The sequence below is a fragment of the Streptomyces sp. NPDC029138 genome (assembly GCF_055564375.1).
The window spans coordinates 42,889-66,379 of record NZ_JBVHWM010000042.1 but is presented as its reverse complement, the minus strand read 5'-3'; the positions used below and the strand labels follow the sequence as shown (position 1 = coordinate 66,379).

Annotated in this window: 17 protein-coding genes and 2 pseudogenes; 9 read left to right on the top strand and 10 right to left on the bottom strand. The window is 75.3% G+C overall.

Annotation, left to right across the window (positions count from 1 at the left end; translation table 11 throughout):
- Window positions 1–84: 84 nt before the first annotated feature.
- On the bottom strand, window positions 85–447 hold the full coding sequence (locus ACZ4WH_RS27935; RefSeq protein ID WP_468185472.1) for a hypothetical protein: 363 nt from the start codon (window positions 445–447) through the stop codon (window positions 85–87).
- 154 nt (window positions 448–601) lie between these two features.
- Between ACZ4WH_RS27935 and ACZ4WH_RS27930 the strand changes: the two genes are divergently transcribed.
- The 3 genes and pseudogenes from ACZ4WH_RS27930 to ACZ4WH_RS27920 form a co-directional block, all read left to right on the top strand.
- Window positions 602–1,816 carry a hypothetical protein gene (locus ACZ4WH_RS27930; RefSeq protein WP_468185469.1) on the top strand — a complete coding sequence of 405 codons (1,215 nt, stop codon included), beginning with the start codon at window positions 602–604 and terminating at the stop codon, window positions 1,814–1,816.
- Between the two features lie 65 nt (window positions 1,817–1,881).
- Window positions 1,882–2,169 carry a DUF1232 domain-containing protein gene (locus ACZ4WH_RS27925; protein ID WP_468185466.1) on the top strand — a complete coding sequence of 96 codons (288 nt, stop codon included), beginning with the start codon at window positions 1,882–1,884 and terminating at the stop codon, window positions 2,167–2,169.
- A gap of 33 nt (window positions 2,170–2,202) precedes the next feature.
- A pseudogene (locus ACZ4WH_RS27920) lies at window positions 2,203–2,901 on the top strand (2-phosphosulfolactate phosphatase); the annotation flags it as partial.
- Between the two features lie 253 nt (window positions 2,902–3,154).
- Here the strand turns inward: ACZ4WH_RS27920 and ACZ4WH_RS27915 are convergent.
- Window positions 3,155–4,390, bottom strand: coding sequence for a hypothetical protein (locus ACZ4WH_RS27915; RefSeq protein ID WP_468185463.1), 1,236 nt, complete (start codon window positions 4,388–4,390; stop codon window positions 3,155–3,157).
- A 661-nt stretch (window positions 4,391–5,051) separates the two neighbouring features.
- Between ACZ4WH_RS27915 and ACZ4WH_RS27910 the strand changes: the two genes are divergently transcribed.
- The 3 genes from ACZ4WH_RS27910 (at window position 5,052) to ACZ4WH_RS27900 (ending at window position 12,222) form a co-directional block, all read left to right on the top strand.
- Complete coding sequence (locus ACZ4WH_RS27910; RefSeq protein WP_468185461.1) at window positions 5,052–7,574, top strand: SpoIIE family protein phosphatase; 2,523 nt, start codon at window positions 5,052–5,054, stop codon at window positions 7,572–7,574.
- Between the two features lie 519 nt (window positions 7,575–8,093).
- Entirely contained in the window at window positions 8,094–10,832 is a 2,739-nt protein-coding gene (locus ACZ4WH_RS27905) for a SpoIIE family protein phosphatase (RefSeq protein WP_468185458.1), read from the top strand.
- A 61-nt stretch (window positions 10,833–10,893) separates the two neighbouring features.
- Entirely contained in the window at window positions 10,894–12,222 is a 1,329-nt protein-coding gene (locus ACZ4WH_RS27900; RefSeq protein WP_468185455.1) for a hypothetical protein, read from the top strand.
- Window positions 12,223–12,234: 12 nt separating this feature from the next.
- Here ACZ4WH_RS27900 and ACZ4WH_RS27895 read toward each other — a convergent pair whose 3' ends face one another.
- From ACZ4WH_RS27895 to ACZ4WH_RS27885, 3 genes are all read right to left on the bottom strand, one after another.
- Entirely contained in the window at window positions 12,235–12,471 is a 237-nt protein-coding gene (locus ACZ4WH_RS27895) for a hypothetical protein (protein WP_030640804.1), read from the bottom strand.
- A gap of 98 nt (window positions 12,472–12,569) precedes the next feature.
- Entirely contained in the window at window positions 12,570–14,075 is a 1,506-nt protein-coding gene (locus ACZ4WH_RS27890) for an esterase (RefSeq protein WP_468185452.1), read from the bottom strand.
- 154 nt (window positions 14,076–14,229) lie between these two features.
- On the bottom strand, window positions 14,230–16,068 hold the full coding sequence (locus tag ACZ4WH_RS27885; protein WP_468185450.1) for a glycoside hydrolase family 15 protein: 1,839 nt from the start codon (window positions 16,066–16,068) through the stop codon (window positions 14,230–14,232).
- Window positions 16,069–16,287: 219 nt separating this feature from the next.
- On the opposite strand from ACZ4WH_RS27885, the gene ACZ4WH_RS27880 reads away from it, so the two are divergent.
- The gene (locus tag ACZ4WH_RS27880; protein WP_468185448.1) at window positions 16,288–16,494 is read left to right on the top strand and encodes a hypothetical protein; all 207 of its coding nucleotides are present in this window, start codon (window positions 16,288–16,290) and stop codon (window positions 16,492–16,494) included.
- A 127-nt stretch (window positions 16,495–16,621) separates the two neighbouring features.
- Here the strand turns inward: ACZ4WH_RS27880 and ACZ4WH_RS27875 are convergent, their stop codons facing one another.
- The 5 genes and pseudogenes from ACZ4WH_RS27875 to ACZ4WH_RS27855 form a co-directional block, all read right to left on the bottom strand.
- Window positions 16,622–17,110, bottom strand: coding sequence for a DUF5709 domain-containing protein (locus ACZ4WH_RS27875; protein ID WP_468185445.1), 489 nt, complete (start codon window positions 17,108–17,110; stop codon window positions 16,622–16,624).
- Between the two features lie 57 nt (window positions 17,111–17,167).
- Window positions 17,168–17,680: a HoxN/HupN/NixA family nickel/cobalt transporter gene (locus tag ACZ4WH_RS27870; RefSeq protein WP_468185443.1), complete on the bottom strand. Its 513-nt coding sequence runs from the start codon at window positions 17,678–17,680 to the stop codon at window positions 17,168–17,170.
- A 291-nt stretch (window positions 17,681–17,971) separates the two neighbouring features.
- Entirely contained in the window at window positions 17,972–18,826 is an 855-nt protein-coding gene (prcB, locus tag ACZ4WH_RS27865) for a proteasome subunit beta (RefSeq protein WP_468185440.1), read from the bottom strand.
- Window positions 18,827–18,899: 73 nt separating this feature from the next.
- Window positions 18,900–19,847 (bottom strand): lysylphosphatidylglycerol synthase domain-containing protein, encoded by a 948-nt coding sequence (locus ACZ4WH_RS27860; protein WP_468185437.1) that lies wholly within the window; start codon window positions 19,845–19,847, stop codon window positions 18,900–18,902.
- Window positions 19,848–20,707: 860 nt separating this feature from the next.
- A pseudogene (locus tag ACZ4WH_RS27855) lies at window positions 20,708–21,772 on the bottom strand (hypothetical protein); the annotation flags it as partial.
- A 173-nt stretch (window positions 21,773–21,945) separates the two neighbouring features.
- Here ACZ4WH_RS27855 and ACZ4WH_RS27850 point away from each other — a divergent pair.
- Window positions 21,946–22,329, top strand: a complete 384-nt coding sequence (locus tag ACZ4WH_RS27850; protein WP_468185434.1) for a BlaI/MecI/CopY family transcriptional regulator — start codon at window positions 21,946–21,948, stop codon at window positions 22,327–22,329.
- A gap of 24 nt (window positions 22,330–22,353) precedes the next feature.
- Window positions 22,354–23,247 carry a M48 family metalloprotease gene (locus ACZ4WH_RS27845; RefSeq protein WP_468185431.1) on the top strand — a complete coding sequence of 298 codons (894 nt, stop codon included), beginning with the start codon at window positions 22,354–22,356 and terminating at the stop codon, window positions 23,245–23,247.
- Window positions 23,248–23,491 lie beyond the last annotated feature (244 nt).

Genomic DNA, 23,491 nt, shown 5'->3' with positions numbered 1-23,491 from the left:
CGCGCCGCCATGTGCGCGTCGGGGTCGTGTCTCGCACGGGGTGAGTGCCGGGCGGCCCTGGACGGGAACGTCCGGTGGGGTCGGTCAGCGGCGGGCGAGGTCGCGGCCTCCGGCCACGGCGAGTGCCATGGTCAGCAGGGCGAGGGCCGCCGTCTGGCCGAGGCCGCCGCCGACCAGGCCGGCTCCGGGCACGTGCAGCCAGCGACAGAGGACCGCGACCCGCACCGCGAGGATGAGCAGGCCGGGCGCGGCCAGGGCGAGGGCGGCCCCGGGAGACGTACGGTCCGTGCACCGGGCGCGCCACAGCAGCCGGCCGAAGGCGCCCTCGACGAGGGTGTCGGCCGGGTTGAACGGGGTCCGCCCCTGAGCGGATGGATGGGCGGGCCCCGTTCGCCGGACATTGTGGGCGCCGTGCCCGGCGTCCGGGCACGGGTGAACCCCGGTCACCTGATGCGCACCGCGCACACCCCGGGCGTACGGCACACACCCCGCGCGCCGGTCGCACCCCTGGGCGACGCGCGGGGCCGGGCCCCGGCCACCGTATCGGCCCTCCGAACGGTGATACTGGGAGCCGCACCCGCCCCCATCAGCAGATTGGCTCATGTCGAACTCCGCCTGCGACCACGCCACCATCCCGCAGACCCTCTGGGCGGCCCGGGGCCGCCACACCGGTCCCGCCCCCGAGGAGGTCGTCCGCCGCACTCTGCGACGGCGCAAGGAGAGCGGGGACATCGACGACTTCGCCGAGCCGCCCGCAGCCGATGATCCGGACCGGCGGGTGTTCGAGGCCCGCTGGCGGGCCGGCGGCAGGGTGACCGTGCGGGCCCGGCTCACCCTCGTACCACGGGAGGACCGGCCGCAGGGCCACGAGTGGCGGCTGGTCGCCGAGGCGGAGCGTCCGTGGGACGACGCGTGGCCGTCGCCCGCGACGCTCTTCTGGCCGGAGGACGGCTCGGGCGAGGGCGACGACGGCTCCTGGGACCATCACCCCACGGTCGCCGGCCTGCGCTTCCGGCAGGTCAACGCGCTCCCCGAGGACGACAAGGAGATGCGGCGCCGGCTGCGGGACGCGGCCCGGGAGGCGTGGTGCGTCCATGTCGTCGTGCACGAGGCGATGACGCCCGACGAGCGGGGCCGGCTGCCGCTGACGCGGCTGCTGCCGCCCGGGCTGCGGCACCGCGTGATCGAGCACCGGGCCACCCCGCAGCAGCTGCGCGCCGTCAACTGGGCGCTGAAGGACCTCGGCGTCGAGGTGCCGCGCGGCGGTGCGGTACTGCTGCCGCCGGATCCGGCGCCGGAGGGGTACGACGGCCGGGAGCACAGCGTGCGCACCGTCTTCCTGGACGGTTCGGAACCGGCCGAACTCATCGCGGCGCTACGGCACTTCGTCGCGCTGCCCCGGCCGCTGTCGCGGGACGCCGAGGAGGCGCTGACGGACCTCCGGGAGAACTGGACCCTGTTGACCCTTCAGGAGGAGCTGGAGCGCGAGCGGCGGCTGGTCGCCATGTACGCCGAGGCGCTGGAGGCGATGACGAAGTCCCGGGACCTGTACAAGCAGGCCGCCGAGCAGGCGTTGGAGGCCCTGGCCGCCTACCGCGACGTCCCCGCGCCCGCCCTCCCCCAGCAGCGGCCCGCCTCCCGGACACCGGGCGCGCTGCAACAGCTGACGCGCACGTTCGAACGGCTGAAGCTGACGGCCAAGGGCAAGCAGCAGCAGGGGTCTGCCGCGGAGGCCTCACCGAACGGCACGGCGCGGGAGGACGACGGCGGTGGGGGCACGGGCGCCGGCAGCGATACGGACGACCGTTCGTCGTAGGGGTTCGCCGGGGTACCTGGACGGACATGGCGTTCGTAGGCGTCCTACTCGGACAAGGAGCCAGGATGGACACGACCACGAGCCTGCTGGTGATCGCCGCCGTCGTCGCGGCCGTTCTGCTCGCCGTCGCGGTCGGTGTGCTGGTGCGGCTGGTGCGGGCGCGGCGGACGCTGCGGCGGGCGGGGCTGCCGACGGGGCCGCGTTGGGTGTTCTGGGGCGCGGTCGCCTATCTGGTGCTGCCCACCGATCTGCTGCCCGACCCGGTCTACCTGGACGACATCGGCGTCCTGCTCCTCGCCCTGCGCAGCCTTCGCGCCGCCCGGCCGCTGCCGCCCGGGACGACCGGGGCCTGACCGGCCGGGCGCGGTATGCCGCACCATGGGGCGATGCAGCCCGTGTTCACCGGCATACCCGGTGCGCCGACGGCCCCTGAAGTGGCCGTGGTCGTCGACGTCATGCGCGCGTTCACCGTGGCCGCCTGGGCGTTCCGGCGCGGGGCCGAACGGATCGTCATCGTCCGCACGCGTCGGGAGGCGCTGGCGCTCAAGGCCCGTCATCCGGACTGGCTCACCTGCCAGGACGGGGCACCGATGCCGGGCTTCGACCTGGCCAACTCCCCCGCGCGACTGCGCGCACTCGACCTGCGGGGCCGTACGGTCGTCCAGAAGACCACCGCCGGGACGGCCGGTGCGCTGGCCGTGGCGGACGCCGGCCTGCTGCTGTGCGTGAGCTTCGCGGTGGCCGGGGCGACCGCCCAGACGCTGCGGCGGGCCCGGGCGGAGACGGTGACCTTCGTGGTCACCGGAAACGGCGGACGGGCCGAGGAGGATCTGGCCTGCGCCGAGTACATCGCGGCATGCGTGCGGACCGCCGACGTCGACCCGGGCCCCTACCTGGACCGGGCCCGGCGCTCCACCGCCGCCGCGCAACTGGCCGACGGTGCGCGGCGCGGGTGGGCCGGGGTCGATCCCGAGGACGTGGCCGTATGCCTGGAGATGGACACGTTCCCGTCGGCCGTGGCGGCCACCCGAAGGGACGGCCATCTGGTGCTTCGCCCATGGACTCCCGCCGAGGGTCCGGCGGCCCGGGGCCACGGGAGTGGGTACCGCCCGGGGGGGGCTGAAGCGGTCGGCTGGTGCATGAGCTGTGCCGATGAGCAGGGTCAGCGCCCGCCATGTCGACGAGCCGGGCCGTACCCCGGGCCGCAGCCGCCGCCGTCCCAGCGAGCCCACCACAGCACCCGCCGTAACAGCGGCCGGCTGAGCCGAAGTCCGACGGCGCCAGCGGCAGCGTCGGCCCGCCTCCCACCCGTCAGCAGGTGCCACCACAGGTCCGGTCTCAACCGGCCTCGTCCCGTTGGGCGTTGCCCACCGCCAGGGTCGTGAGCAGGGCCGCCAGTGCGCCGAGCGCCGCCGCCGCGGCCGTCGGGCCGGCCAGCCATGACGGTGCCAGGGTCGCCGCCTGCAACCGGGCCGGGTCCGGCAGATGGAACCGTCCGCCGAGCACCTGTCCGGCGGCGAGCACCGCCGTGACTCCGACGGCGGCCGTCGCCGCGACGAGCCGGGCCGGCGCCGCCCGCGCGGTGAGCGCGAGCGCCAGCAGCCCGCACAGCGCCGAGGCGAGCAGGGTGGCCCCGAGGACGCCGTGGGACAGCCCGGTCCAGTAGCGCGGGGCGTGCGCCATCCCGCACAGGAACACCAGCAGCGCGGCACACCGGGCGGCCCACACACAAGCCGCCGGTGCCCGGTCGTCCCCGGCCCGGTCCGCAGCCGCCTGTCGCTCGCCCGCCGGCCCTTTCGCAGCGGAGCGCGGCGTCTTCGCCGGCCCTTGGATGATGAACCGCCGGGTCTTCACCGGCCCTCCCGCGGCCGACCGCCCCTCCGTCCCCGGCCCTTCCCCGACGGACCGCCCCACCGTCACCGCCCCCTCCACAGCGAACGGCCGCATCTGCGCCTCCTCCACCGGCCGTTCCCCCGGGAACCGGTCCCCGGCCGGGCGGTCCTGCGCATCCGGTACGACCACCGGTGCGGCGACGGCAAACACCGGCCGCGCCTCGGCCGACGCCAGGTGCGCTCCGACGGACGCCAGCCCCACCTCGGCAGACACCGGCCGCGCCTCGGCGGACGTCGTCCCCGCCGCCCCGTCCAGCGGCCGCACGCACTCCTCCCGTTCCGCGGCCAGCCGACCGATCAGTTCGGCCAGTTCCTCGACGGGCCGGTGCACCGCCACAGCCCGCACGGCCGCCTCCCCGCAGTGCGGTTCCACGGGACTGCGGTGCAGCAGCCGCACCAGTCGGGAGACGTCCTCCAGGGGGCGGCTCCGGGCGGCGGCCCGGATCGCCTCGTCCGCGCTGCCGCTGTCCCGGGGCGGCTTGGTCAGCAGTGTCACCAGGCGGGTGACGTCCTCCACCGACCGGTCGACCGCGACCGCGCGCAGCGCGTCGGCCGTCATCCGGGCCAGCTCCGGCGAGCGCTCCAGCAGGGTGATGAGCCGGACGACGTCCTCCACCGGGCGGTCGGCGACGGCCGCGTGGACCAGGCCGTGCAGGGGGTCGCCGTACGCGGGGCCCTCCACGGGAAGCGGTCGTACGGGCCACGTCAGCGGTTGAGGGGGCGAGGTGGGCACGCCGGGGGCGGCCGGTGCCGGAGGTATCAGCGAGTCGTCGGGACGGGGGGTCGAAGAGCGGGTCGTCATCTCGGCTCCAGGAGAAGGGTGCGACCGCACCTGCGCCCCGTCTGCGGTCGCCGAAGTATGGAGTCCATTACTAGGAGCGGGTCCGACGGCCCGCCACTCGGGCGGGGCACTGGTGTGAACCGACCCGGTGGCCCCTGCCCCGGGACGACCCAGCGGTCACCGCCCGAAACCGCCCGCCCCTGCCCCTGCCACGCCCCCACCTCTACCCCTGCCGCTGCCCATGCCCCGACCCCAGCCCGCACCGGCCTCCAGCCCGCACCCGCAGCCGCACCCGCACCAGCCCGCACCCGCCTCTACTCCGCACGCGCACCCGACCCGACCCCAGCCCGCACCCACCTCCAGCCCGCACCGGCCTCCAGCCCGCACCCGCCTCCATTCAGCCCCCGCCCCCGCACCCGACCCGACCTCGGTCCGCTCCCGGCCCCGCCCCGGCCCTCGCCCCCCCGCCCCCTTCTTCACCCCGCCCAGGTGCGTTCCGCGCGTCTCGTGGCGCATTCTTGCTGTGTCACCACCCGGAGCCGCACGGGACGAGGTGGGGCCGATGGCCGGGAGCGACGAGCGGGCGGTCCGTACGCGGGCCCGGCTGACCGCGCTGCTGGCCGACGCCTCGACCGGCGCCCTCACCGCGGCCGGCGGCCGGGTGGCGGGCGTGTATCTGCGCTCCGGCACCCCGGGCCTGCTGCGCCTCGCGGTGCTCACGGGGCTGCCCGGCCCGCTGTTCCGGTCCTGGTGGCGGCTGCACGTCGCCCGTCCGTTCCCGGTCGCCGACGCCTACCGGCTCGGCGTCCAGGTGGTCCTGCCGAACGCCACGGAGACCATGCGCCGGTATCCGCAGTTCGCGGCCGGTCTGCCCTTCCCGTTCGGCTCGGTGCACGTGCCGGTGCCGGGCGGGACCGAGCCGCTGGGAGTGCTCACGGTGCTGCACCCGGCGGTGGCGGACACCGTCGACGACCTGCTCGACCGGGAACTGCTCGGCCGGCTGGCCGAGGGCCTGGGCGCCGAGTTGCTCGGCCTGGCCGACGGGGACGAGAGCGCGATCGTCTGGGACGGCGAGCCGCTGTGCGTACGGCCGCCCGCGAGCCGGCCCGCCCGGGCCGCCGTAGGACGCTTCAGCTGGGACCCGGCGACCTCCACGGTCCGCGCGGACGACCGGCTGCACAACCTGCTCGGCCTGCGCCCCGGCGAGTTCACGGGGACGGTGACCTCGCTCGCGAACGCCGTGGCCCCCGCCGACGCGCACCGGATACTGGCCGCGCTGCGCGACACCGCCGCCGGGAAGCCGCCGAGCGCGCCGCTGAGTCTGCGCGCCCACGACGGCACGCCGCGGCTGCTGGACCTGTGGTCGGTCGGCGCGGAGCGGGCGGACGACGCCGGGGCGGTGGTCGGCGGGGTGGTGTTCGACCCCGGTACGACGGCCTCCGCCGACGGCGCGGCCGACCTGCTGCCGGAGGGCGTGTTGTGCCTGGACCGGCTGGGGCTGATCGTGTACGCCAACCCGGCGGCGGCCCGGCTCACGGGCCGGGCCCGGGAGCGGCTGCTGGGGCAGACGCTGTGGGACGCGCTGCCCTGGCTGACCGGACCGCCGTACGACGACCATCTGCGTGGCGCCCTGCTCTCCCCGGAGCCCGTGCACTTCCATGCCCGGCGGCCGGCCGGTGACCGGGACGCACCCGGCGAGGGCGACTGGCTGGCGGTGTCGGTGCATCCCGGCACGGACCTGCTGACCTGCGTGCTCGTCCCCGCCAGCCGGATGGACGCCGGGAGCGAGCCGGTCCCCGAGGTTCCGGTCCCGGTCCCGGAGAACACGGTGGCGGGCGGCCACGCGATGACGCCGCTGTACCGGCCGATCGCGCTGGCCATCGCGCTGACGGACGCGGTGACCGCGCGGCAGGTGTCGGCGGTGGTCATGCAGGAGCTGCTGCCCGCGTTCGGCGGCCGGCGGCTGGCCATCTACCTGCTCCAGGACCGGCATCTGTACCTCGCCTGGGAGACGGGCTTCCCGCAGGGCTTCCTCACGGCGTTCGAAGGCGTCGGCCTCGACGCGCATCTGCCCGGTGTCGAGACCCTGACCACCGGCCGCCCGCTGTTCTTCGAGTCCATGGGGCAGATCGCGGCGGCCTATCCGGGGATCGCCCTGGACGCGCACGAGGGGGCGCGTGCCTTCCTGCCGCTGATCGCCTCCGGCCGGCCGGTGGGCTCCTGCATCCTCGGCTTCGACCGCGAGCGCGGGTTCAGCACGGAGGAACGTACGGTCCTCACCGCGCTCGCCGGACTGATCGCGCACGCGATGGAGCGGGCCCGGCGCTACGACGACGAGGCGGCCCTCGCCCGCGGCCTTCAGCAGGCGCTGCTGCCGCGCCGCCTGTCGACGCATCCGCGGGTGGAGACCGCGGGGCGGTATCTGCCGGGCACGCAGGGCATGGACGTCGGCGGCGACTGGTACGACGTGGTGGAGGCCGGGGACGGGCTCGCGCTGGTCATCGGTGATGTGCAGGGGCACGGGGTGCAGGCGGCGGCCACGATGGGCCAGCTGCGCAGCGCCGTACGCGCGTTCGCGCTGGGCGACCGGCCGCCGGACGAGGTGCTGAGCGGCACCAACCATCTGCTGATCGACCTGGACCCCGGCCAGTTCGCCAGCTGCTGTTATCTGCGTCTGGACCCCGCCACCGGCCGGGCCCGGATCGCCCGGGCCGGCCATCCGCCGCCGCTGCTGCGCGGCCCCGACGGCCGGACCCGGCTGCTGGACATCGCCGGGGGTGTCGTCCTCGGGGTGGACCCGCACGCCCGGTACCCGGTGACCGAGCTGTGGCTGGAGCCGGACGCGATCCTCGCCCTGTACACCGACGGCCTGGTGGAGCGGCCCGGCGCCGACATCGACGACGGCATCGCGGCTCTGCGGCTGGCGCTCACCCAGGCCGGTGCCGCGGCCGGCCGGCGCGGCGGGCGGTCCCTGTCCGGGGTCGCCGACCGGCTCACGGCCACCGCCCGGCACGCCACCGACCGCCCCGACGACGTGGCCCTCCTCCTCGCCGCCCGCCGCTCACCTCCCCCGCCCACCGGCTGACCGAACTGGTGTGGGGGGTGGGCGTGACACGGCTCCGGCTCGGTCGGCCCGACGACCACCCCGGGCCCGACGACCACCGCGGACCCGACGGCCATCCCGGGTGCGACGGCCATCCCGGGCCCGACGACCACCCCGGGTGCGACGACCATCCCGGGCCCGACGACCATCCCGGGCCCGACGACCACCGCGGACCCGACGACCACACCGAACCGACGGCCACCCGCAACCGACGGCCACACCGGGGGCCCGACGGCCACCCCGCCCCCTCTGCCGGGCATCGCCGCACGACGGGCCAGCGAACCGCCCCACCGGCCACCATCCACCACCCACCGGCCACCGCCCATCACGCACCGGCCGCCACTGCCCATCACCCACCGCCCACCGCCCACCGCGAACACCCCCGCCCGACCAGTGACCGACCCGCCTCCCACTCACCCCACCCCCCGCCCCTCCGGTCGGGTGTCGTCGCCCCGGGTGATGGTCTCGCCTGATGGCGCCGGGCAGTGTAGACATGGGCACATGGTGCGACTGCCCGGCCGGCCCGTGACTCGGCCGCCCCGAACTTTCGGGTACCCGCGCGCACCGCACACCCCGCCGCCGGCGGACCGCGGCGTGGGCGGCAGCCGGCCCGGGGTGCTCCGGTCGGCGGTGACCGGTCGCAGCGTGGCCGGTCAGGTGTTCGTCCTCCAAGTGGTGATCGTCCTGCTGCTGGTCGTCTCGGCGGTGGTGGCCCAGGTGCTCCAGGTCCGGCACGACAGCGACACCGAGGCGAGCAATCGTTCCCTCGCCGTGGCCGAGACCTTCGCCAACGCGCCCGGCACGGTCGCCGCCCTGCGCTCCCCGGACCCCACGGCCGTGCTCCAGCCGCGCGCGGAGGCGGCCCGCAAGGCGACCGGCGTGGACTTCATCGTCGTGATGAACACCGACGGCATCCGCTACACGCACCCCAAGACCGACCGCATCGGCAAGAAGTTCGTCGGCACGATCGCCCCGGCCCTGGCCGGCGGCACGGTCACCGAGCACATCACCGGCACCATCGGCCCGCTGGTGCAGGTCGTGGTGCCGGTGAAGGACTCCGGTGGCAAGGTGGTGGGCCTGGTGTCGGCCGGGATCACCACCGCGCACGTCGGCGGGGCCGCCGATCAGCAGCTGCCGCTGCTGCTGGCAGCGGCGGCCGCCGCGCTCGCGCTGGCGACGGCGGGCACGGCCCTGGTCAGCAGACGGCTGCTGCGCCAGACGCACGGCCTCGGGCCGTACGAGATGACCAGGATGTACGAGCACCATGACGCGGTGCTGCACGCGGTCCGGGAGGGCGTGCTGATCGTCGGCGGTGACGGCCGGCTGCTGCTCGCCAACGACGAGGCCCACCGGCTGCTGGACCTGCCGGCCGACGCCGAGCGGCGGCATGTGCTGGAGCTGGGCCTGGACGACGAGACGGCGGGGCTGCTGGCCTCGGGGCGGGTCGCCACGGACGAGGTGCACCTGGTCAAGGACCGGCTGCTGGCGATCAACCAGCGGCCCACGGACCTGCGCGGCGGCCCGCCGGGCAGCGTCACCACGCTGCGCGACTCCACCGAGCTGCGCGCCCTGTCGGGCCGCGCGGAGGTGGCCCGGGAGCGGCTGAACATGCTGTACGAGGCCGGGGTGGGCATCGGCACCAGCCTGGACGTGACCCGGACCGCGGAGGAGCTGGCCGAGCTGGCGGTGCCCCGGTTCGCGGACTTCGCGACGGTCGACCTGTTCGACGCGGTGCTGGGCGGGGAGGAGCCACGGCCGGGCACGGCGCTGCGCCGCACGGCCTGCGCGGGCATCCGCAAGGAGGCCCCGCTGTATCCGCTCGGCGAGCGGATCCGGTTCGTGACCACCTCTCCGCAGGCGCGCGCCCTGACGACCGGGCAGTCGGTCGTGGTCCCGCGGCTGCGCGACGAACCCGGCTGGCGGGCGCAGGATCTGGAGCGCACCGACCAGGTGCTGGCGTACGGCATCCACTCACTGATCACCGTGCCGCTGCGGGCGGGCAATCTGGTGCTGGGGCTGGCGAACTTCTGGCGGGCGGAGAAGCCGCAGCCGTTCGACGCCGAGGAACTGGCCCTCGCGGAGGAGTTGGTGGCGCGGGCGGCGGTGTCGATCGACAACGCCCGCCGGTACACCCGTGAGCACAGCATGGCGGTCACCCTCCAGCGCAGCCTGCTGCCGCGCACCCTGCCCGAGCAGGGTGCCCTGGACATCGCCTACCGCTATCTGCCGGCCCAGTCGGGCGTGGGCGGCGACTGGTTCGACGTGCTGCCGCTGTCCGGCGCCCGGGTGGCCCTCGTCGTCGGGGACGTCGTGGGGCACGGGCTGCACGCGGCGGCGACCATGGGCCGGCTGCGTACGGCGGTGCACAACTTCTCCTCGCTGGACCTGCCGCCGGACGAACTCCTCGGCCTGCTGGACGAACTGGTGGGCCGGCTCGACCAGGACGAGACCCCGGCGACAGGCGCGTCCGTGGTGACGGGCGCGACCTGCCTGTACGCGATCTACGACCCGGTGTCCCGGCTGTGCACGATGGCCCGGGCCGGCCATCCGCCGCCCGCGCTGGTGCGGCCGGACGGCGGTGCGGAGTTCCTGGACGTGCCCGCGGGTCCGCCGCTGGGCCTGGGCGGGCTGCCGTTCGAGACGGCGGAGCTGGAACTGCCGGAGGACAGCCGGCTGGTGCTGTACACCGACGGTCTGGTGGAGGACCGGGAGCGGGACATCGACGAGGGGCTGGGCCTGCTGCGCGACGCCCTGCTCCGGACGCCGGGCGCCTCCCCCGAGGACACCTGCCGTAGCGTGCTCGACCGGCTGCCGGCCCGGCCGAGCGACGACGTGGCGCTGATCGTCGCCCGTACCCGGGTGCTGGGCGGCGACCGGGTCGCGCAGTGGCAGGTGCCGTCCGAGCCGGCGGCCGTGTCGGAGGTGCGGGCCTCGGTGACCCGGCGGCTGGCCGACTGGGGTCTGGAGGAGCTGGCGTTCACGACGGAGCTGATCCTGAGCGAGCTGGTCACCAACGCCATCCGCTACGGGCGCGGCCCGATCGGGGTACGGCTGCTGCGCGACCGGACGCTGATCTGCGAGGTGTCCGACCGCAGCACGACCTCGCCGCATCTGCGGTACGCGGCGAGCACCGACGAGGGCGGCCGGGGCCTGTTCCTGGTCGCCCAGGTCGCCGAGCGGTGGGGCACCAGGTACACCCCGCACGGCAAGGTGATCTGGGCGGAGCAGCCGCTTCCCTGAACGTGCGGGGCGCGGGGAAATCGTTTGAGGAGCTGTCGGCCTGTGAGTGATGATCTCCGGCATGTTCTCGCGCAGAAGTCGCCGCACCGCCCGGCCCACGTCCCCCGCGCTCCGCGCCGCCTGGGAAACCCTGGACGCCGGGGACGTGCCCGGTGCGCTGCGGCAGGTGCGGGCGGCCGGGGAGGACCAGCCGCTCGGTGAGGTGGCTCTGGTGGTGGGGCGGGCGGCCGGTTCTGCCGGGTTCGACGACCTCGCCGACGCCTCGTCCGCACTGGCCGCCGCCCCCGAAGACCCCCGGGCGCTCTACGACTTCGGGTACGCGTGCGTCGAACGCGGGGTGTCCGATCTGGCGATTCCCGCGCTGCGCACGGCACTTGGCCTGAGCGATGGGGCGCTGCCGGTGCTGCGGGAGCTGGTGTCCGCGTACGAGGACGAGGGGCGGCACCGGGAGGCGGTGGCCGAACTTCGCCGCCACGAGGACCGCTTGGCGGACTGGCCGGACCGCTATCTGCTGGTGTTCAACGCCGTACTGGCGGGCGATCTGGAGCTGGCCCGGCGTCAGCACGCGCTGCTGCCCGACCCGGAGGACGAGCGGTGGCTACCCGCACGGGACCGGCAGAACCGGATGCTCGCCCGGGCCGCCGACGCCGAGCGGGCGGGCCGGCTCGACACGGCCGATCTGCGGGGCTGGCAGTACGTGCTCGGCGGCACGGTCCTCGGCACGCTGTCCCCGTGGGGCTACGACTCGGGCATGAACGGCCGCTACGCCTGGTTGCAGGACACCCCGGACCAGTGTCTGCGCGGCCTGCTGCGGCTGCGGGGCCTGCTGGCGGCCACCGGGGTACGGCCGCGGTCGGTGTCGCTGCTGCCGGACCGGGACTCGCGGATTCTCGGGCTGGCCGCTGCGGAGGTGCTGGGCCTGCCGGCGGAGCCGTTCGCGCCGGGCCGGGCGGACACGGTGGTCGTGGCCTACGACCTGGACGGGCTCGCGGCGCACGACGGCGGGCAGGAGCTGATCGGGGAGCTGTTCGAACGCGCACCGGGGCAGGTGCTGCACGCGCACGCCTGCTGCTGGACCGACCCGCCCGCGGTCACGCCGGACAGCGCCGCCCTGCTGCACCAGTCGGTGATGGCTCCGTGGGGTGAGGGGCTGCGCCTGGGAGCGGACGGCGGGGTCGAGCGGGGGCCGGCGGACGACCGCCCGGAGGAGGAGATCGCCGCCGGGATCACCGCGGCGGACCCGTCGCCCGATCCCGGGGACGGCGACGGCCCGGCGGACGGCGACACGGAGTTCGCCGCGTTCGCCACGGCCGTGCAGGGCACGTGGCTGCGCGGCGAACGGGCGCGTGTGCGGTCCGCCGGGCCGGTCCCGGGTTCCCGGTTCGCCTGAGCGGGGCGGCGGTCAGCCGCCGTTGAGCCGCGAGCGCAGCAACTGCTTGCCCAGCTCGGCGCCCTTGCGGCTGTCGGACTGTGCCTTGCGGAACAGCTCCACGACCTCGTTGTCCTTGTCGCGCTCGGCGTCCTGGATGTACTGCTCCAGACGCAGGGCATTGCTCAGGCACGCCTCGACGTACCAGATCAGGTTGTAGTCCTTGTCGCGGGTGCCGGTGACGTCGCCGGTCTCGCTGGTGCTGGTCATCCGGGGTCTCCTCCTTCTGTCGACCCTGTGTCGATTCCGCTTGCCGTCACCCCGGGTACCCGTGCGACCTGCGGACACACAGGCCGATCGGACCGCACCTACTCGTCGATCACCGCGCCGAAGCGGGCGCCGTGGGCGGTGCCGCCGAGCGCGGCGGCGCCGTAGGAACGGGAGCCGTCGGCGAGCAGCCCGTCGCCGCTCGGGGGCAGCAGCCACACCGCGCCGTCGCCCGCGTTCTCGCCGGGCGCGGCGGCCACCAGCTCGGCGCGGCCGTCGCCGTCGGTGTCGGCGAGCCGCACCTGGGCGCCCCAGGCGTCGTCGGCCTCGGCGGTGCCGGGGATGCCCGGGGTGTTCTGGTCGAAGGACTGGGCGTGGCTGCCGGTGAGGCCGGTGCGGGTGCCGCGCAGCAGCCAGACCGCTCCGGCGTCGGCGACGGTGCCGATGTCCTCGCCGGGCGCGCCGACCGCCACGTCCGCGTAGCCGTCGCCGTTCACGTCGGCCACGGACAGGTCGGCGCCCCACGCGTCGCCGTCCTCAGCGGTGCCGGGGACGCCCGGGGAGTTCTGCGACCACCACTGCGGGGCGGTCGCGGGGCCCTGGGTGCCGGCCGGACCGTCCTCGCCGCCGTAGTAGACGCCGACCAGGCCGCCGGGCGCGTCGGCGTCGCCGGTGGCCTCGTCGGCGGCGCTGAGCTGGCCCACCACGAGGTCGTCGTAGCCGTCGCGGTCGATGTCGCCGGAGGCCGAGCCGAGGCCGCCGTGCAGGTCCCGCCGGTAGGCGAGGCCCTCGGGTCCGCCCGCGTAGTACGCCGACCAGCCCTTGGTGTAGTCGTCGTCGGGGCTGTAGCCGGAGACGACGAGGTCGGCGAAGCCGTTGTGGTCGTAGTCGCCGGTGGTGACGTAGCCGGGCTGGAGCCGGTGGCCGGTGGAGTGCGGGGCGCCGACCTGGCGCAGGACGCCGGCGTGCCAGGTGAAGACGGTGAGGCCGACCTTCTGGTCGACCACCACGAGCTGGTCGGAGTCGACGTCGCCGGTGAACCGGGCGGCGGCCACCGACAGTCCGAAGCGGGCGCCGGCGGCGGGCTTCGCGGCGGTGACGGAGGCGTTCTGCTCCACGCCCAGGCCGTCCTCGGAGCCGTACAGGACGGTCACCCGGCCCGCGTCGGCGACGGTGCCCTCGTCCTCGCCGGGCGCGCCGATCACCGCGTCGTCGTAGCCGTCGCCGTCCAGGTCGCCGGTGGCCACGGCCTGCCCGAAGTCGTCCCAGGCCTCGGAGGTGCCGGGCACGCCCCTGGTGGACTGGCTGATCACCTGGACGCGGCCCTTGGGGACGGTGGTGTCGGTGCCGATGCCGTTCGGGGCGCCGTACTGCACGGTGACGTAGCCGGCGCCCTCCTTGCCGTCGACGGTGCCCTCCGGGACGCCGGTGAGCAGGTCGGTGTAGCCGTCGCCGTCGAAGTCGCTGTTGCGGTCGGCGGCCGAGGTGCCGCCGGGTACGCCCGCGAACGCGGCCGGGGCGGCGAGGATGCCGGCCGAGGCCAGCAGCAGGAAGGAGGCCGCGGCGACGGCGGCGGAGCCTGCGGTGCGTCGGGTATTGCTCGTCATGTCCCTTACCCCCGTGGGTGTTTGATGATCCGTCAGCCGACTGGTCGGTGCCGGCGCATGGTTCGACCCGGCGGGGGCGGGGGTGGTTGTGGCGCGCGGACGGGCTGTGACACGGCGGTGACAGACGTGGCCCGAACGGGAGGTGCGGGCTGCCTCAGCCGAGGGCGCGGTCGAGGTTGAACGCGGCGCTGATGAGGGACAGGTGGGTGAACGCCTGCGGGAAGTTGCCCTGTTGCTCGCCGGTGCGGCCGATCTCCTCGGCGTACAGGCCGAGATGGTTGGCGTAGGTGAGCATCTTCTCGAAGGCCAGTCGGGCCTCGTCGAGCCGGCCGGCCCGGACGAGTGCCTCGACGTACCAGAACGAGCAGATGGAGAAGGTGCCTTCGTCGCCGCGCAGTCCGTCGGGGCTGGCCTGCGGGTCGTAGCGGTAGACGAGCGAGTCGGAGACGAGGTCCTCGGTGAGGGCGTCCAGGGTGGACAGCCACTTGGGGTCGGTGGGGGCGATGAACTTGGCGAGCGGCATCATCAGCAGGGACGCGTCCAGGACGTCGCCGCCCTCGTACTGCACGAAGGCGCCCCGCCGCTCCGACCAGCCGCGTTCCATGATCCGCCGGTAGATGGTGTCCCGGGCCTGGCGCCAGCGGCGGTGGTCGGCGGGCAGCCCGCGGTGGGTGGCCAGGCGGATGGCCCGCTCGATGGCGACCCAGCACATCAGCCGCGAGTACGTGAAGTCCTTGCGCCCGCCGCGGGTCTCCCACACGCCCTCGTCGGGCTGGTCCCAGTGGTCGCACACCCAGTCGACCAGGTGGCACACGTCGTCCCACTGCCCGCTGGAGATGGGCTGGGCCCACTTGTCGTAGAGGTAGATGGAGTCGATCAGGGCGCCGTAGATGTCGAGCTGGAGCTGGCCGGCGGCGGCGTTGCCGACCCGGACCGGGGCCGAGTCCTGGTGGCCCTCCAGGTGCGGCAGGACGCGTTCGGGCAGGTCGGTGCGGCCGTCGATGCCGTACATGATCTGCAACGGGCCGCAGCCGTCGTGGCAGCCGGGGCTGACGTGCGTGGTCACGAACCGCATGAACGCCTCGGCCTCGCCGGGGAAGCCGAGCCGCAGCAGCGCGTATACGGCGAAGGCGGCGTCGCGCACCCACACGTACCGGTAGTCCCAGTTGCGCTCGCCGCCGAGCTGTTCGGGCAGGCTGGTGGTGGGGGCCGCGACGATGGCGCCGGTCGGGGCGTAGGTGAGGAGTTTCAGGGTGAGCGCGGAGCGGTGCACCATCTCGCGCCAGCGGCCCCGGTAGCGGGACTGGTGCAGCCACCGCCGCCAGTAGGCGACCGTGGCGTTGAACTGGTGCTCCGCCTCGGCGTGGGCGCAGCCGCGCGGGGCCACCTCGCCGTCGACCTGGTCGAGGGCGAACACGGCGGACTCGCCCTCGCCGAGCTTGAAGTCGGCGCGCGCGTCCCGCCCGTCGCACTCCAGGGCGACGGTCGAGGTCAGCGACAGCGACTGGGCGGGCGACTCGAACACGACCATGTCGTCCACGAGGTGCAGGGTGTGCGGGGCGGCGCCGTAGTCGAAGCGGGGGGCGACCAGCGTCCGGAAGGGCACGGTGCCGCGGACGCACATCACGCGCCGGATCAGCCGGTGCCGGCCCGCGTCCCCGGGTTCGTCGCCGGCGATCGGCATGTAGTCCTGCACCTCGCCGACGCCGTCCTCGGTGAAGAACCGGGTGATGAGCACGTTGGTGTCGGGGAAGTAGAACTGCTTGGTCCGGGCCGGCACGGCGGCGGCCAGCTCGAAGCGTCCGCCGCGCTCGGCGTCGAGGATCGCCGCGAAGACGCTCGGGGAGTCGAAGGCCGGGCAGCAGTACCAGTCGATCGTGCCGTTGCTGCCGACCAGGGCCACCGTGCGCAGATCGCCGATGAGTCCGTGCTCGGCGATGGGCAGGTAGCGGGGGCTGCGGGGTAGGTCCCCGTGGAACGGCGAATCGGCCATCGACGGCCTCCCGGTGAGCGGGGTGGTGCGGGCGGTATGCGGCTGATGCGAGTGTTTTCCAGCTTAGGCGAGTGGTTCGCCATGGTGTGGGCAGGCGCTCCTCACCCGTTCCCGAGGCGCTTCCGGATGCAGGGTGCGCCGGGGAGGGCAATGGTGAGAAGGTGCCCCGTTCGGAGGCACCGGCACGGATGCGGTCATCCGGACCGAGGAGGAGGCATCATGTCGACATCCACACCCGAAGAGTCCCGTTCGTCGGACGACGTCTGCACCCCGGACGCCCTGCTCCACTCCGCGCCCGCCAGGGACGTCACCCCTGAGGACCTGGTGATGGCGACGGGCAGGGACGTCACACCGAAGACCCTCGACTGGGCGCGTCGCAAGCTGGAGTCGGAGGGCCCGGCGGCCATCGAGAAGCTGCTGCCCTAGGGCGGTCCGGGGAACTGAGGGACACGAACGGGGAGACCGGCCGGACGCGCGTGCGTCCGGCCGGTGCCGTGCGCGGGATGCCGCACCGAGGGCGACTGGTCCACCGCGCGGTGTTGTCGCGCCCCGCTCACTCCGGCAGTCGGGTCTCGTCCGGTACGACGTGCACCGCCGCTTCCTCCGCCCCGGCCGCACCGGCGTCGATGCCGACGTCCTCGGCGATCTCCTCCTTGGTGGTGTCGGTGTGGGCGCCCTCGTCCGGGGCGACCAGCCGGCCCGCGCGGGACTCACCGGCCTCGGGGTCGACCGGCTCGCCCTCGCCGCCGGGCAGGTCGCCGATCTCGTCGCCGGCCGGCGGGGTCACGTCGGGGACCTCCTGGCCGAGCCGTTCGTCCAGGGTCTCCCCGTCGCGCTGCTCGGCGGCGGTGGTGCCGTACTTGGTGACGCCCAGGGGCCGCTCGGGCGGGGAGTAGCCCTCGTCGAGCATGTCGTCGTAGGAGCGCTCGCCGACCGCGTCCTGTAGGTCCAGGGGCCCGGCGTCCTCCTGTTCCTCGTTGCTGCCCGTGGGCTGGTAGGCGTCGTCCGCCATGGGGGTCTGCTCGGGCTGCTGGTCGCTCATGGTCGCCTCCTTCGGGTTCGCGGGCGGTCCTGGTCCGCGTTTCCCGTGACCGGATCATTAACCCCTTCGGCACCGGGACAGGTCGGTCGGCGGACCGCTCGGCCAGGCCCGCCGTCCACTTCTCCTGATGCGGGCCGCCTTCCACACCAGCAAGGCGACGGCCCAGGTGGCGAAGAACTGCCGTTCGACCGTGCCGATCAGGAGGGCGACGGCGACGGACAGGCCGGTGACGGTGAGGTTGTAGTAGACCTCGGCCTCGTCGCAGTGGCCGGAGCGCATCCGGCGGAACACCTTCCGGATGCCGGCGAGGACGACGAGGTTGATGCCGGCGATCAGGTGGAGGAAGGTCCCGGAGACGGTCGTACCGATCAGGCCGGTGATCTGGTGCAGTGGCCGAGGGAGAACCAGAAGCCGACGGCCAGGGCCGCTGCCCCTCCCCATCAGCTTGCGGGTGGTGTCGTTGTCGATCGCGGCGATGTGGCCGGCGTCGAAGGCGTGCCGCATGCCGAGGGTGTAGGCGGTGACGCCGATGCCGATGCGAAGCCGGCCATCCCGCCGACCCTGATCCACTCCTGCCGCGTCATGGAGCCGCGGACGCGGTGCCGGGCCGAGGGCGGGGTCTCGGGCCGGGCGGGGAGGGGGGAGCGGAATCAGGGGCGGCCGTCACGGGAGGTGATTTCCTTCGGTGGTGCGGGTGCGGCCGCGCTCGTGGTGCGGGCACGGCTGCGCTCCACAGCCTTGCGCCCTCCTTCCGTACCTGCAACCCATGTGCAGTAAAGGCCGCGGCAGGCCTTTCCCATGGGGAGGGAAAGCCGGGCCGGCGAGACCGGCCGTGGAGAAGACGAGCCCCGGCACCGCCCGTCAGGGTGAGGCGTGCGGACCGTCCGGGCGGCCGGCGCGCTGCCGGACCGTCTCGCGGCTCAGGTCCTCCGTCTCCGCCTCCGGCAGCCGCTCGAAGCCGTCCTCGGTGATGACCGAGACGACGGGGAAGATCCGGCGGTTCAGGTCCGGGCCGCCGGTGGCCGAGTCGTCGTCGGCCGCGTCGTACAGCGCCTGAAGCGCGGCGAGGGCCGCCTCCCGGCGGGTCAGGTCCGGCCGGTACAGCTTCTTCAGGGCGCCCCGGGCGTACGGGGAGCCGCTGCCCTCGGCGTGGAAGTGCCGCTTCTCGTACAGCCCGCCGGCCGCGTCGAAGCTGAAGATCCGGCCGCGTCCGCCACCGGGCGCGGTGAGGTCGTAGCCGACGAGCAGCGGGACGACGACGAGGCCCTGCATGGCCTGGGCGAGGTTCTGCCGGATCATGGCCGCGAGGCGGGTCGCCTTGGCCCCGAGGGTCATCGGCACGCCCTCCACCTTCTCGAAGTGCGTCAGCTCGACCTGGTAGAGCCGCACCATGTCGAGGGCGAGGCCGACGGTGCCGGCGAAGGCGACGGCGGTGTGGTCGTCGGCCGGGTGCACCTTCTCCAGGTCGCGCTGGGCGATGAGGTTGCCCATCGTGGCCCGGCGGTCTCCGGCTATGAGCACGCCGTCGCGGTAGGTGAGCGCGAGCACGGTCGTGCCGTGCGGGAACCGGTCCGCCGGCACCTGGACGCCGGGCGGGAACGGGGGCGCGGTGGGCAGCAGCGCGGGGCGTTGCGCGGCCAGGAACTCGGTGAAGGACGACGTCCCCGGTATGAAGAAGGCCTCGCTCGGCAGGCCCGCGCTGTCGTTCCCCGGCATGGCTCCCCCTCCTGTGTCACACGGCAGTACGGGACTCCTACCTGAACCGGGCGCGCGGGAAACTCCCCCGTCCTCACAGGGCCTTGCGGCGCAGCAGCACCGCGAGCACCAGCAGACCGGGGAGCAGCGGCAGCCACACGGTCAGCAGCCGGTAGCCGAGGACGGCGGACGCGGCGGCGGCTCCCGGGGTGCCGGCGGCGGTGAGGGCGAGGGCGAGGGCGGCGTCCAGCGAGCCGAGGCCGCCCGGTGTGGGCAGCAGGGCGGCGGCACTGCTGGCCGCGAGGTACAGCAGGGTCACCTGGAGGGGCCCGAGCGGCAGACCGACGGCCTGGGTGACCGCGATGAGGACCAGCGCGTGCAGGCCGGCGAAGGCCAGCGAGCCGCCCCACAGGGCCGCCGCGCGGGCCGGGCAGGCGTGCAGCGCGCGGATGTCGGCCACCACGGTGGCGAGCGCTAGACGGCAGCGCGACCAGCGGGGGGTGGCGAGCGGCACCGCCACCAGGACGACGGCGCCCAGGACGACGGCGACCGCCGTCGGGGAGACGTGCGGGAGGCGCAGCAGCCCCGGGCAGGCCGGGGCAAGCAGCGCGATCAGCGCCAGGCGTACGGTGGCGCCCGCGGTGGCCTTGACGGCGAGCGCGCCGGCCGAGCGTCCGGCCGGGAGCCCGCAGCGCATCAGGAACCGCAGGTTCACCGCGCCCGCGCCGAGCCCCGCGGGCAGCAGGTGGTTGGCGGCGGAGGCGGCGAACTGGGCCGCGACCAGGCGGGGTCCGGGCAGCCGTGGCACGACGGCGCCCTGCTGGGCGAGCGCGGAGGCCGCCCAGGTGCCCATGGCCGCGGCGGCGCCGACCAGCAGCCAGCCCTGGTCGGCGACCGCCAGCCGCCCGGCGCCGCTCTCGACCGCGGGCCAGTGCCGGTGGGCCAGGTACAGCGCGCCGAGCAGTACGGCGAGACAGACGCCGGCCTGCCAGCGGGTGCGCCGGCGGCCGAGGGAGGCGGTCAGTCCGGCCGGGGAGGTCATGAGGCGGCGCCCGGTACGACGTAGTACAGCCGGACCGCGCCGACGGGTACGGAGGGCCAGTCGCGGGCGTATCGGGGCGGCGCGGACCCGGCCGGCACCAGCGTGGCGACCGGCGCCCGCCGCGCGGTCCGTTCGATGCCGTCCTCGGTGATGTTGGCGTTGGGGCCGGCCGTCGCGGCGGAGGAACAACCCGCGGCGAAGGCGACCGGGATGGCCTCGTGCCCGGTGACCAGACAGGGCGGCCGCACCCCGCGGCGCTCCATCTCGGCCGCGGTACGCCCCCAGGCCTCATGCGCGGCGGTGGCCCCGCCGACCACGTGCACGAGGACGGCGAGCTGCACGGCGAGATGAGCGACGAGACAGACACAGACCAGCGCGAGAACCACTGGGCGCCGGGCGGGGCGGGGCGCGGGGAGTTGGTCCGGGGGCGGGGTCAGGGTTTCGGTCGGGGGCGGGGCCGGGCTCCGGGTCAGGGCCGGGGCCGGATGCTGAGCCGTGGGCGGGGTCGGGCGCGGGTCGGGGTGGGGGGCTGAGGGCGGGGCCGGGTGGCGGGCCGAGTCCGGCGTCGGACGGCGGTCCGGGCGCGGGGTCAGGCGCAAGGCCGAGCGCCAGCTGGGCCGCAGGGCCACGCGGCGGGCCGGCCCCGGAGTCGGGACCGGGGCCGGGCGCCGGCCCAGGCGCGAGAGCGAGCGCCGGTCGGGGCCCGGAGACAGGCGCCGGGCCAGACGCGGAATGAGGCGTGAAGCCGAGTGCTGCGCCGGACGCGGGGTCAGGCGTGAAGCCGAGTGGTGGGCCGGGCGCGGGGCCGGACTGCGGGCGGGGTGCGGGGCTGGGTGGTGGTTCGGGGGCTGGGGGCGGTGGGGGGTCGTCGTCAGGTGTGTCAGTGCGTCCGCGACCGGGATCGCGAGGAGGGCGTAGGCGGGGAGCAGGAAGCGGGGTGCCGCGTAGCCGATGAGGAACAGGTAGGGGAACGCGGCGGTCGCCGCGCAGGCGAGCGGCAGCACCGTGGCCGCCGGGCGCCGGGCGCGGACGGCGACGGCCAGCCCGAGCACGGCGAGCAGGGGCAGCACGAACCACCAGAGGGTGACCAGCGGGTGCGGCAGGGCGCCGGTGCACGGCCGGCACAGCGTGCGCCCGCCGAGGCCGCGCAACTGGTCCACGACGGCGAAATGCCAGCCGAGGCCGCCCTGGATCGCCGAGCCGTCGGACAGCCGGCGCGCCAGACCGCCGTAGCTCACATACGCCTCGATCACCCACTCGGCGGCGCCGGCGGCGAGCCCGGCGAGCAGGACGACCAGTGCCCTCCAGCGGCGGCGCGCCAGCCCGAGGGCGAGCAGGGGCAGGGTCACCCAGACCGCGTCCACCGGCCGCATCCACGCCATCAGCGCCGCGCTCCCCGCCAGTCCCCACAGGGCGCCCCGGTCGGTGCGGGCGCGCAGGAAGCAGGCGACGGCGGCCAGGGCGGCGACGGCGACCCAGTAGTTGGGCATGGCCTGCGGGCCGTAGAACAGGGTCACCCAGAGGGAGGCGAACAGGGCGCCGCCGAGGGCGAGCACCCGGGCGGGGAACAGTCCTCGCCAGGCGCGCAGGGCCAGGAACAGGGCGAGGCCGGAGAGGAGGGCGAGGTAGATCCGCAGCAGGGCCGTGGACGACGACCACGCGGCCACGGGTGCGACCAGCAGGGAGACGCCCCGGGCGCGGGGTGCGCTGAAGAAGGAGGCGGGAGCGTGTCCGCTGACCTGGCTGACGTACACCGTCTCGTCCCAGCCGAGCCCCAGCCCGGGCCGTACGAGGACCAGTTGGGCCAGCGTGAAGGCCGCGGCGACGGCCGCCGTCGGCCAGACGGCGCGCCCGGAGCCGGCGGACGCGCGGCGCGCGTGCTCGCGGCTCGCCGCGTCGACTGTCACGTGCGCACTGCCGGCCATGACCACCCCTCCGTCCCCGTCCCCTACAGCTCGTAGGGCCCACTGTCACCCTACGGCCCGTAGGGCCGGAGACGGGAGCAGGGGAAAACACGGACAAACTAACGCGGATGACCCAGCTGTGCCCGCAGGCAGGGCCATCCGGCCGACGGCCCTACGCGCTGTAAGGTTGGGGCATGGCTGGCACAGGGTCCCGCGGCAGGGCGGAACGGCGCAGCGCCGGGGAGCTGGAGAGCGAGGTGCTGGCCGCCCTCTGGGCCACCGAGCGACCGCTGACCCCGGCGGAGATCCAGCACGAGATCGGTGGCGGACTGGCGTACAACACGGTCCATACGATCCTCAAGCGGCTGTACGACAAAGGGCTGGTGCTGCGGGACGCCGACGGGCGGCGCGGCGCGTACCGGCCCGCCAAGAACGCGGCCGAGCTGACCGCCGAGGCGATGCACGAGGCCCTGGACCGGGGGCCGGACCCGATCGCCGCGCTCCAGCAGTTCGTGACCGGGCTGAGCACCGAGGAGGAGCGGGCGCTGCGCCGGCTGCTCGCCGGAGACGGCGCGTGAGGCCGGGCTCATGAGGTGCGGCGCATGACGTTCGACGTGTACGCCCCGCTGGCGCTGTCGCTGCTGCTGTCGGCCGTCGCTCCCGTGCTCGCCCGGCGGGCCGCGCCGGCGCTCGCCGCGCGGGTGCTGGTCTCGGCCGCCGTGCTGACGGCGGCGGCCACCACCTGGTCGCTCCTGCTGCTGGCCGCCGCGCTGCTCGGGGACGCGCCGCCGGTGATCCGGGAGGCCCGCGAGGACGGGCACCCGCTGGCCGACCCGGTGCCCACGGTGATCGGGCTGGCCGCCTGCCTGGCGCTGACGGCCGTCGTCGTACGCGTCCACCGGGCCGTGCGCGCCGAGCGGTGCACGCGGCGGGCGCTACGCCGGCTCGGCGCGGGGCAGCCGGCGGACACCGAGCTGATCGTCGCCGCCTCGCAGGTGCCGCGGGCGTTCGCCATCCCGGGGCGGCCGGGCCGCATCCTGGTCACCTCGGCGATGCTGAGCGCGCTGGGGCCCGCCGAGCGACGGGTGCTCCTCGCGCACGAGCGGGCCCATCTCGCGCACCGGCACGGGCTGTTGGTGACGGCGGTCACGCTCGCCGCGGCGGCGGACCCGCTGCTGGAGCCGGTGCGTGCGGCGGTCGCCTTCCTCGTGGAGCGGTGGGCCGACGAGCGGGCGGCGGCCGTGGTCGGGGACCGGCGGGTGACCGCGCGGGCGCTGGCCCGGGCCGCGCTCAGCGCGGGCGGGGCGCGCGTGGGCTGCGCCCTGCACTTCACCGACCGGGCCGTCACCCGCCGGATCGCGGCCCTCCAGACGGGCCCGCCCCCGCGTCTGTGGTCCGCCGCCCTGGCCGTCCTCGCCCTCGGCACCCTCCCGGCCCTGCTCGCCGCCGACGCGACCGGCGACCTGCTGCACCTGCTGTCCGGGGTACTCGACTGAGGGACCATGAGCCCGACAGGGCGACGCTCCGCGCGCGAGAGCAACGCTCCGCGCGCCGCTGGACAACCGGCAGCACTCGGCCGCCGTCCGGCGCGCGGGCCCCGAGCCACAACGGGCACCCGGCCACATACGCCCGCCCATCGACGCACGGCAACACCGGCCACCTCCGGCTCGGCCGGACAGCCGGTGCCGCGCGGCATCGAGCACATGCGGCGGCGTGGTCGGTCCGGCCGGTACCGACGCG